The following is a 9,841-nucleotide window of genomic DNA, read 5'->3' on the forward strand; positions in this document are numbered from 1 at the left end:
GAGACAGTCCCGTGCCAGCCCGCCCTCCCGTGCCTGCCGGTGACGTTGGCGGGCGGCGCCGGCGGCGTGGTCGTCGTCTGACCCGCCGCGCAGGTCCCGCCCGGCACGCGCCAGCGGCCGCCCGGGCCGCCGCTGGGCCGGTGCGTCGGCGCCGCCTCTCGAGACGGACTTCTTGGTGAGCGCGACCGCGGCGCCGGCAGCAGATTCGGCGGCGGCCGGCTTGAGCTGGTCGAGGTCGGTGAGCCCGTACTGGGCCAACGGCTCGGCGACCTGCGCCCAGACACCCTCGACCCGGGCCCGGATGTCCGCGGCGGCCTCGCGGTGCCGACGCGCCTGCGCCCGGCTACCCTGACGCCGCTGGTAGGCGTCCCGGTCGGCGCGGGCCCGCGCCGCGTCGGAGGTCCCGAGCAGCCGGCGGTACTGCATCGCCGCCTTCAGCGGATCGTCGAGGTCGGGGTCCGGATCGGGGTCGGGATCGGGGTCGGGGTCGAAGGCGGCGCCCACCGGCCCGCTCGAAGCGGGGACGGTCGTGATCGCACCCGCGTCCGGGGCCGCCGTCGCGCCGCGCTGCCACGACCCGGCGATCGACCATGCCTCGGGCGTGCCCGCCGGCTCAGCTCCCGCCACCATTGCGCTCCGTTCTCCCCCGGCCCCGGTTCCGGCTTCTGCCCCGGCCGGCCGGGTGGGCCCCGCCTCCCGGCGGGCACCCGCCCATCCCGCGATATCCGGATCTTCCTGCCCGATCGCCACCGGTCTACCCCCGCACCATGGGTGCGAACGGCACCACCGTGCGCGGCTCGGACTGGGTGTGCCGATCGAAGAGCACCGCCCGGTTCGGCATCGTCCCGCCGGCGACCGGCCGATGGCCCGCCATGGCGAACAGGTCGCTGCCGGGCACCCCCGCGGCCGCCCACGCCGCGATGTCGTCCCGGTTGACCGGCCCGAGGTCCTCCACCATCCGGGACACCCCCCGCCACCAGCCGACCAGGTGAACGCGCATGGCCGGGCCGCGGCGGGTGACCGTGCGCAGATCGTCGAGCCCGGTCCGGCGCGACTGCGGATCACGCACCTCCAGGGCGGCCCGCCCGGCGTCCATCGCGAACACCACCACCAGCCGCAGCGGCGGCGCCGGGCCGCCCGTGCCGGCAAGCGCCGCGTCCTCCCGGGCCCGGGTCTCGTCCGCGGCCGCGGCGAGCACCCCGCGCAGCCCGGTGACGTCGGCGACGCGGACAGGGTGGCCGGCGCGACGCATCCGCTCGGCGAGGATCTCCGCGGCGCCGAGTGCGGTCGGCTCCGCGGCGACGATCTCCGCGACGAGGCCGCCGGCCGGCAGCTGGGCCGCGATGCTGGCCGCCGCCGCCTGCACCATGCCGACCGCCTCCCGGCGCAGCGGGCCGAGCACGGCGAGATGGCGCCCGGGTGAGGCGGCGAGGCGGGCCCCGACCGCCGCCGGGGCGAGGTCGACGGGCACCCCGACCAACGCGAGCGGATCGCCGCCGGGCTGCACGGCGGCGGGCTGCACGGCGGCGGGCTGCACGGCGGCGGGTATCGCGGCGCCGGACAGCGCGACAGCGGGCCCGTCCGCGTGGATCGCGGCCGGCGGTTCGTCCCCGATCGGGGCGGCGGCGGACTCGATCGCCGCCGGCGCCGGCCGGCCGTCCAGGGCCCGGTAAATCGGATTGTCGTCGAGGATCGCCGGGGCATGGCCGACGAAGACCCGCGGCCGCGGCACCGACGGCAGGCTGCGGGCCGCGGTGGTCGCCAGCCGGTCACGCAGCCGGGAGATCACCGCCGGGTCGGGGAAGGCTACGCGGACGAGCTCGTTGCCGGCGGGATGGCCGTTGCGCCGGTTCACGATCGCCTCGCCGACGCCGGCCAGCGCGCCCGCGGCCTCGTTCGCCGTGGACAGCAACACCCGCGACTCCGAGATCGAGGTGCGCAGCGCCACCCGCAGCGCGAACTGGCCGAAGATCGAGCCGCGCTTGCCGGCGGTGGAGTCGAGGGCGTCGATGCCGGACAGCGTCTGGCTGGCCAGGAGCAGGTGGACGCCGTAGGCGCGGCCCTGCCGGGCCAGGACCTCCAGGTGGGCGACGCCCTCGCGGGCGATCTCGTCCATCGGGGTGAGCATCACCTGGAACTCGTCCACGACGACGATGATCCGCGGCCAGGCGGAGCTGCGGTCGGCCGCCCGCAGGCCCCGCAGGTCCCGCGCGCCGACCGCACGCATCGCCACCGATCGGCGGCGCATCTGTTCGCGGACCGCGCGCAGGACGGCGACACCGAACTCGCGGTCGCTCTCGATGCCGACGGTGTCGGCGTGCGGCAGGAAGAACGGATCGGCGGGGCCGGGGGCGAACTGGGCGAACTCCAGGCCCTCCTTGAAGTCCAACAGGTGGAAGCGAACCTGGTCGGGGGCATAGCGGGCGGCGATGCCATAGACGATGTCGAGCAGCAGGGTCGACTTGCCGGCGCCGGCCTGGCCGCCGACGAGGGCGTGCACGGTGTCGTCGTCGAAGGTGAGCCGCACCGGGCCGTCGGGACCCTGGGCGACCGGCACGGTGACCCCGGCGGCGCTGTCGGACTCCCACAGGGCGCCGGGCAGCAGCTCGGCGATGCCGGGAGGGCGGGATGCCTCGCGGGCGGCTGCGTCGGCGACCTGTCTGGTGACGGCGGTGACGAGATCCGGCGGCGGCGGGGGGTCGAGCTGGACGGGTAGCAGGCCGGTCAGCGAGGTGCGCCACAGGCCCGGCTGCGCACCGCGCCAGTCCGGCCGGTCGGCGAGCAGCTCGACGGCGGTGAACACCACCGAGTTCGGCAGCGGGTCGGCGACCGAGTCGGCCTCCTCGTCCAGCCGGAGATCGTCGGCGTCCGGATCGGGCGGGGTCACCTCGTCGAGGTCGTCGGCGCCCGCCGGATCGGTCTGCAGCGGGGCGAGCTGGACGATGGAGATCACATGGACGCCGCAGGCGGGCCCCTGCGCGGCGACGGCCGACAGCGACCGGGCGCCCTCCTCGTACAGGCGCGGATCACCGAGCAGGACCAGCAGCAGCCACGGTTCCGGGCGGCCCTGGCCGGCGTCCTCCCGTTCCCGCAGCGAGTCGAACCGGCCGCCGAGCCGCTCGACGGTGATCCGGCCCACCTCCGCGGACAGCTCGGCGAGGCGCTCCTCCAGCCGGGCCCGGGTGGTGATGGTGGTGGAGGCGACGCCGGCCGCCCGCAGCGGCGCGAAGCCCGCGAGGCCGGCGCCGAGCTCGTGCGGGTCGTAGACGACGAGACGGACCCGACCGGCGGGCACCGCGGCGAGGATGCGGGTGAGCAGCCCGCGGACGAGGTCGACCGCGGCGGCGCGGCGCGCCCGCACGGTCTCGATCCGCAGGTTGCGGCCGTCAAGCAGCGGCACCGCCAGCGGCACCGTGCTGTACGGCGCGCCGGGATCGTCCGGCGGGATGACGACCTGCCCGACCTGCCACAGCCCCGGGCGGAAGCGGGCACGCACGCCGCCGGCCGCGGCGGGCGCGGCGCCGAACGGCCCGTGCCGCCAGTCGGGGGCGGCCCAGGAGGCACCGGCGAAGCCGCGGGCCCCGCTGCGGGCGATCATCCGGGCCTGGGCGAGCGAGGCGTCGACATCACGCGGCCCGTTCGACGCGGCCGGCCGACCCGGGCCGCCCTGCGCGGCCGCGGCCGGCGGGCCGCCGCGTTCGAGCGCGGCCGCCTGCTCCTCCAGCCGGTCGGCGAGGGCCAGCGCCGCGCCCAGCGAGGACTGAATACCGGCCACGAGCGTGCGCGCCCGCCGGGTACCCGACATCGTCGACCTCCCCACACCATCTCTGCACCGCACCGGGTGGCCGCCACCGCGTCGGGCACCCGGCGGCGGAATTCCCTCGACGACCATGACACGTCCGAGGGAGCAAACATCCCAGAACCCGCCGACCGGCCGAACTGGCGTGCCCGCCGGGAGGCCGCGCGAGACCATGCCGTCACCAGACGGGACCGGATGCTGACCATGGCCACGCTATCGACGCCCCGGCGCCGACGTGGCTGTTCGGACCCGGATCACACCCGTCGCCTCCGCACGGACGACGCCCGGACCACCCCCGGCTGCCGGCGCGGTCCGTTCGGACGGGCGTCCGCGCGCCGCGGCATGTGGGCCACCCGACACGGCTTCGAGGCGTCGAACCGGTTTCGGCGGCCCATGACCATGACATGACCGCCGCGGCCCACGACGGGATGGCTGGTGCGATGTTCACGCCGATCCGGCAGACACCGTACGACCGGGACCGATATGCGCCACCGCGCGCGTGTTCAATGGCCGGGTGAGGGCAGCGTCTCCAGCAGTTGACGTCCTCCCCCGCCTCATCCATTCCACGGAAAGAAGATTCACCAGTGAACGATGTGGGGCGGCGTTTCCTCCCCGGCCTGAAGGCCGGGGCATCCATGCCGAGACCATGGTGACGGACGCAGCCGATGCGGCGGGTATCGCCAGCACGGTCGACTCGGCCGACGGCACGGCGGGTGGCCCGCCGCCCGGCGGGCCACCCGATCCCACCCCGTCCAGTGCGGGCGGCCGGGGGGATCCGATCGTGCCGGAGCAGCGGCCGCTCGCGGTCATCGACGTGGACGGGGTGGTGGCCGATGTCCGGCACCGGCTGCGGTTCCTGCGGGCCTGGCCCGGGGACTGGGAGGCGTTCTTCGCCGCGGCGTCGGCGGACCCCCCGCTGGCCGAGGGGGTGACACTGGTCCACCGGCTCGCCCGCGACCATGAGGTGGTGTGGCTGACCGGGCGGCCGGAGCGGTCCCGGGCGGCGACCTCGCGTTGGCTGGGCGAGCAGGGCCTGCCCCTGGGGGAGCTGCTGATGCGCCCGGACGACGACCGCCGCCCGGCCCGGATGTTCAAGCGCGCCGAACTGCGGCAGCTCGGCGCGCGACGGCAGGTCGCCGTCGTCGTCGACGACGATCCGGCCGTGGTCGACCTGCTCCGCGCCGACGGCTGGCCGGTGCTGCGGGCCGAGTGGCTCGCCTACGAGCCCACCCTGGGCAACGCCCAGGAGTCCGAGGGCCGCACCTGAGCGGCCCGCGGTTCAGCCCGGCGCCGCGGGTAGGACGTAGGGGTCAGGCGGTGCTACGCCGCGTGCGCCGGCTGGCGAGCTCGTCGCCCGGGTGGGAGGCGGGCGGCTGCCCGGGGCGCTCGCAGGGCAGTTCGGCGAGCTGGCCGCGCATGTCGCGCAGGGCGCGGCCGACCGCGATCGCGAACACCCCCTGGCCGCCACGAACCAGATCGATCACCTGATCGTCCGAGGTGCACTCGTACACGGTCGAGCCGTCGCTGATCAGGGTGAGCTGCGCCAGGTCATCCACGCCCCGGGTGCGCAGGTGCTCCACGGCGACCCGGATGTTCTGCAGCGAGACGCCCGCCTCCAGCAGCTTGCGGACGACCCGCAGGACGAGGACGTCCCGGAAGGAGTACAGCCGCTGGCTGCCCGAGCCGGACGCGCCGCGGACGCTGGGCACGACCAGGCCGGTCCGGGCCCAGTAGTCGAGTTGGCGGTAGGTGATGCCTGCCGCCGAGCACGCTGTCGGCCCGCGGTATCCGACGTCGTCCCCCGGGGGTTCGGGGATCTCGTCCGGAAAGAGGTGGCCCTGCTCGATCATCGTCGTACGCACTTCGCCGCCATGCCAGCCCCATCCTCCGGATCGGTCCGAGTCGGTCCAGGCGGCCCGGTCACCCGGTCCCGCCATTCCGGACACCCAGCCCGGTCGAGTCACTTCCACCACCACGTCCGGACCGTCCCGACCGGACACCACCGACCTCCACCGACGCGCCACCGACCTCCACCGACGCGCCACCGACCTCGCCGACCTCGCCGACCTCGCCAATCGGACCGGCGCGTTGCCAGTCCGGGCCGCAACGCCGCCAACCGGCCGGCACGAGGCGCACGCGACCGAAACGGTCGGGACCACCGCACCGCGGGTCCACAGCTCCCGGGTGCGGTCGCCGTCACCACCTCCCCGGCAAGGTCAGAGCCGGAGCGAGTTCGTCCACCGACGCATCCACCGCGGGCATGGGCGGCCACGAGCTCCGGGTTCGGGGTTCGGGGTTCGGGTTCCTCCGACCGTAGGAGCGACGCGCTGTTCCTTCAATGATCTAAGCCGGCGTGTCTGCAGTCCAGCGGACATCAGTGGTCACATCGGACAAAAAGGAATCTCGATACGAGCCGTCATAGCCGGACGCGTGCCACGGCCGTCCTGCCTGCTCAGCGCGTGACGGGCACCGAGGCCCGCCACGTCAGGGAAAGGGGCCCACCGGACGGTCCGAGTCGTGCCACACCCGCTCCCAACAGGAGCGGACCCGCAAACGGGGTCGCGGCGCCTGCCCCCCTCCCCGGCACGGGGCAGCCGATACGGGCCATACAGGCCGCCGTGGAGCTGATCACACCGCTGGCGGGGGGCAGGCGCGCGGCCGGCGCCCGTGACATGGCACGGGCACCGACGGACGATCCGGCCGACGCGCGGCAGCGACGCCCGGCGGCTCGGCGCCCGCGGGAGAGCCCGACGCGCAGGAGCCGGGGACGCCGCGAACCGCACGGAAACCGGGGTGTTGCGGACGCTCAGGAGCCGGGGGTGTTGTTGAAATCCTCGGGAGAGATCGTGTCCAGGAACTCCCGGAACTTCTCCAGCTCGCTCTCCTGCTCCTGCTCCTGCTCTTCGGGAACCGTGATCCCGGCTTCCGCCAGGACGGCCTCGACGCCGTAGACAGGCGCGCCCATCCGCATCGCCAGCGCGATCGCGTCGGACGGACGGGCCGAGACCTCCACCCCGTTGCCGAACACGAGCGTGGCGAAGAAGACGCCGTCCTGCAGGTCCGTGATCGTCACCCGGGTCAGGTCCGTCTGCAACGCCCGCAGCACGTCCCGCATCAGGTCATGGGTCATGGGTCTAGCCGTCGTGATGCCCTCCTGGGCAAAGGCGATCGCGGTCGCCTCGACGGCACCGATCCAGATGGGCAGATACCGCTCACCGCCCACCTCCTTGAGCAGGACGATCGGCTGCTTCGACGGAAGCTCGACTCGCACGCCGACGATGTCCAGCCGATGCACCGATCTACCTCCTCGCGCAGGTGGGGCAGGGCGGGATGTTGTGACCGGAGCCAGAAAACCCCACAGGGGAGACAGTATCCCCGCATCCGCCCGGCGTCAGCGCGCCCACCGGTTCCGCTGCCCGGCAGGGCACTTCTGCCCTGGCCTCGACCGCCCGCTCAGCTCGACCGGCCGGCCGCCAGCCGGGAACGTAGCAGGGCCGCATGCAGCCGGACCAGCAAGGCCGCCAGCTCATCGGCGGTCTCCGCCTGCCGCCCGGCGTTGTCCCCGCCACGCTGGCCACGCAGCGGCGCGGTGGCAGCCTCGATGAGACCAGCTTCACGGTCCGCGACGGTTCGGGCCGCCCGCAAATGCCTGGCCTGGACGCCGTGCCCGGCAAGCAGCGCGACCGTGCGGGCGACGAGCAGGGCGTCGGAGTCGTAGTACCCGCCACCCGCGATCGGCGCGACCAGGCCGTGCCGTTCCAGCTCCACCAGTTCGTCCTCGTCGAGCCCCACGTCCGCCAGGAGCTCACGACGGGACATCCTGACCCGTTCCACCCCCAGGATCGCGTCCAGGCCGGTAGGAGCCGGATGCGGGGGCACCGCGCGGGGCCCAGGCCGGTGCACCGGCGTGTCCCCGCGGTCCAGGGAGGCCAACTCCTCCTTGATCACGCGTAGCGGGAGGAACCGCTCCCGCTGCGCATGCAGGACATAGCGGAGCCTGGCGACGTCGTCCGCCGAGTACTTGCGGTAGTTGGCGCTCGTGCGGGCCGGCTCGACGAGCCCCTCCGCCTCCAGGTAACGGATCTTCGACAGCGTGATGTCGGCGAAGTCGGCCCGCAGCCGGTCCAGGACCTGGCCGATGTTGAGCACCTTCGCGTCCGAGCCGGCCCGGTCCCGACCGGGCCCGCTCGGGCGCGGGGCCGGCGACGCCGCAGCGAAGCCGCTCACCGTTGGTCCCTCCCGCTCACCGCGCCGCTGACCCCCCGTAGCTCGCCCCAGTGAGGAACACCAGTCGGAACTTGCCGATCTGCACCTCGTCGCCGCCAGTGAGCTCGGCGGAGTCGATGCGCTCACGGTTGAGGTACGTGCCGTTGAGGCTGCCGACGTCACGCACCGAGAAGCCCTTGGTGTAGGGCGAGCGATGGAACTCCGCGTGCCGGCGCGAGACGGTGACGTCGTCAAGGAAGATGTCACTCTCGGGATGCCGCCCGACGGTGGTCATGTCCGCGTCCAGCAGGAACCGGCTGCCGGCGTTCGGGCCACGCTTGACCACCAGCAACGCCGAACCCGGCGGCAACGCGTCGACCGCGGCGACGGCGTCGCGTTCCGTCGAATCGTCGACATGATCGCCCTCGATTCCGGAGAGCGCGGCGGCCAGATTCAACGTCGATGTCTGTTCGGCGGGCCGCTCCGGCGCCACGGGCTCACCCGGACGCACCAGAGGGGACCCGCACCGCGCGCAATACAGCGCGTCGGACGGGTTCTGCTGTCCGCACCTTGTGCAGAACACAGTCGCGTCCGCTTCCTGCCGGGATCCCTCGCGAGCGAGGTTCGCCAGCCGACTCGGCCGCCACCGGACAGGCGGCGGGAACGTCTCTACCAGCACTTGCGATGGTGGTAGCCAGACATTCGCAGCCCACCCCCACCACCGGGATGATCACATGCCGACGGCTGGGCCGTCCACGACCGTGCCCCGGTGCACCCCGAGGCTAGTGCATCGGGGGCACGCTCGCGAAAAGGGTGCGACCCGTGTTGTTCGGCGTGGCGTCACCCACCACCAGTCAACGGGGCACAGGAAGTACTGTCAGTGCTCCTTCACGTGCTCTGTGTATTCTTCGGCGTTCAGTAGGCCCTCGATCGCGTCCACGTCCGTGACCGTGAACTCGACCAGCCAGCCATCCCCGTACGGATCGGAGTTGATCAGTTCCGGCGCACCCGCCAACGCCTCGTTACGGGCGGTGATCTCGCCCGCGGCCGGGGCGTAGATCTCCGAGACGCTCTTGGTCGACTCGACCTCGCCGAAGGACTCCCCCGACTCGACGGTGGCGCCGACGTCGGGCAGCGACACGAAGACGATGTCGCCCAACGCCTCCTGCGCGTAGGAGGTGATGCCCACCCGGGCCGTGCTCCCCGTGAACCGGATCCACTCGTGCTCACGGGTGTACTTCAGGTCGTCCGGGTACACCGGAGATCGCCTCCCCTTGATCCGCATCGCTCCGACCGGCGCCGGCGGGGCCGTCGGTCCTACCCCCTTCGCCGGGCAACCCGCGCGGCGGCGGAGCTATCCGGCCGGGCGAGCGTAACGGGGACTGGGAGCGGGCCGCAGCGCACGGATTTCGATGTGCCCGAAGGTCCGGACACTGGCCTGCGCCCCGTCCCGCGCCGCTACCGTATCGAGCACCCCGCCCGGGATCCGCAGCGCCTGGTCCAGGGTGTGCGCATCACCAACCACCCGAAGGACATACGGCGCAGCGACCGACGTTCCGTCCACGATCAGTCCGTGCCCGGGCTCGTCGGCGACGTAGGTCGACACGACCGCGCGCACCCCGGCGATCTCGATGGCCTCCGCGCCCGCGTCGCGCAGTTCCTGCAGCGCGTCGACGAGCACCGAGGCGTCGACCGCCCGGTGGGGGTCCCGGATGGTCAGCTCCAGCCCCGGCCCGGCTACCGGCACGGTCCCGGCGAGGATCGCCAGCTCGTCGGCCTGGGTGCGCTCGGCGGCCGGCCCCGACGCCCCGCCCGCTGCCGAGGACGCCCCGGGTG

8 protein-coding genes and 1 pseudogene are annotated in these 9,841 nt (G+C 73.9%); 1 reads left to right on the forward strand and 8 read right to left on the reverse strand.

The features are described from left to right. Together NBZ83_RS25430 and NBZ83_RS25435 are read right to left on the reverse strand one after the other, a co-directional pair. Positions 1 to 627, reverse strand: a pseudogene (locus tag NBZ83_RS25430) (hypothetical protein); the annotation flags it as partial. Between the two features lie 127 nt (positions 628 to 754). Continuing rightward, a complete protein-coding gene (locus tag NBZ83_RS25435) occupies positions 755 to 3,805 on the reverse strand; it encodes an FtsK/SpoIIIE domain-containing protein (protein ID WP_261565923.1) in 3,051 nt (1,016 codons plus the stop codon). A gap of 640 nt (positions 3,806 to 4,445) precedes the next feature. On the opposite strand from NBZ83_RS25435, the gene NBZ83_RS25440 reads away from it, so the two are divergent. Then, on the forward strand, positions 4,446 to 5,066 hold the full coding sequence (locus tag NBZ83_RS25440; protein WP_261575941.1) for a phosphatase domain-containing protein: 621 nt from the start codon (positions 4,446 to 4,448) through the stop codon (positions 5,064 to 5,066). Positions 5,067 to 5,109: 43 nt separating this feature from the next. Here NBZ83_RS25440 and NBZ83_RS25445 read toward each other — a convergent pair whose 3' ends face one another. From NBZ83_RS25445 to NBZ83_RS25470, 6 genes are all read right to left on the reverse strand, one after another. Next, on the reverse strand, positions 5,110 to 5,649 hold the full coding sequence (locus NBZ83_RS25445) for a MerR family transcriptional regulator (protein WP_261565919.1): 540 nt from the start codon (positions 5,647 to 5,649) through the stop codon (positions 5,110 to 5,112). Positions 5,650 to 6,605: 956 nt separating this feature from the next. Beyond that, positions 6,606 to 7,094: a bifunctional nuclease family protein gene (locus NBZ83_RS25450; RefSeq protein ID WP_261565917.1), complete on the reverse strand. Its 489-nt coding sequence runs from the start codon at positions 7,092 to 7,094 to the stop codon at positions 6,606 to 6,608. 158 nt (positions 7,095 to 7,252) lie between these two features. After that, entirely contained in the window at positions 7,253 to 8,026 is a 774-nt protein-coding gene (gene ftsR / locus NBZ83_RS25455; protein WP_261565915.1) for a transcriptional regulator FtsR, read from the reverse strand. 16 nt (positions 8,027 to 8,042) lie between these two features. Further along, positions 8,043 to 8,588, reverse strand: coding sequence for an FHA domain-containing protein (locus NBZ83_RS25460; protein WP_163552189.1), 546 nt, complete (start codon positions 8,586 to 8,588; stop codon positions 8,043 to 8,045). Between the two features lie 294 nt (positions 8,589 to 8,882). Beyond that, a complete protein-coding gene (gene gcvH, locus NBZ83_RS25465; protein WP_261565911.1) occupies positions 8,883 to 9,263 on the reverse strand; it encodes a glycine cleavage system protein GcvH in 381 nt (126 codons plus the stop codon). A gap of 96 nt (positions 9,264 to 9,359) precedes the next feature. Then, positions 9,360 to 9,841: DUF881 domain-containing protein (locus NBZ83_RS25470; protein ID WP_261575942.1), on the reverse strand; the 482-nt coding region annotated here is incomplete at its 5' end.

This window comes from Frankia gtarii (assembly GCF_025403375.1).
Classification (GTDB): Bacteria; Actinomycetota; Actinomycetes; order Frankiales; family Frankiaceae; genus Frankia; species Frankia gtarii.

What these genes read in the sequence shown, in the direction of transcription:
- NBZ83_RS25435 (WP_261565923.1), bottom strand. Translation starts at nt 3,805, where the DNA reads ATGTCGGGTACCCGGCGGGCGCGCACGCTCGTGGCCGGTATTCAGTCC.
- NBZ83_RS25440 (WP_261575941.1), top strand. Translation starts at nt 4,446, where the DNA reads ATGGTGACGGACGCAGCCGATGCGGCGGGTATCGCCAGCACGGTCGAC.
- NBZ83_RS25445 (WP_261565919.1), bottom strand. Translation starts at nt 5,649, where the DNA reads ATGATCGAGCAGGGCCACCTCTTTCCGGACGAGATCCCCGAACCCCCG.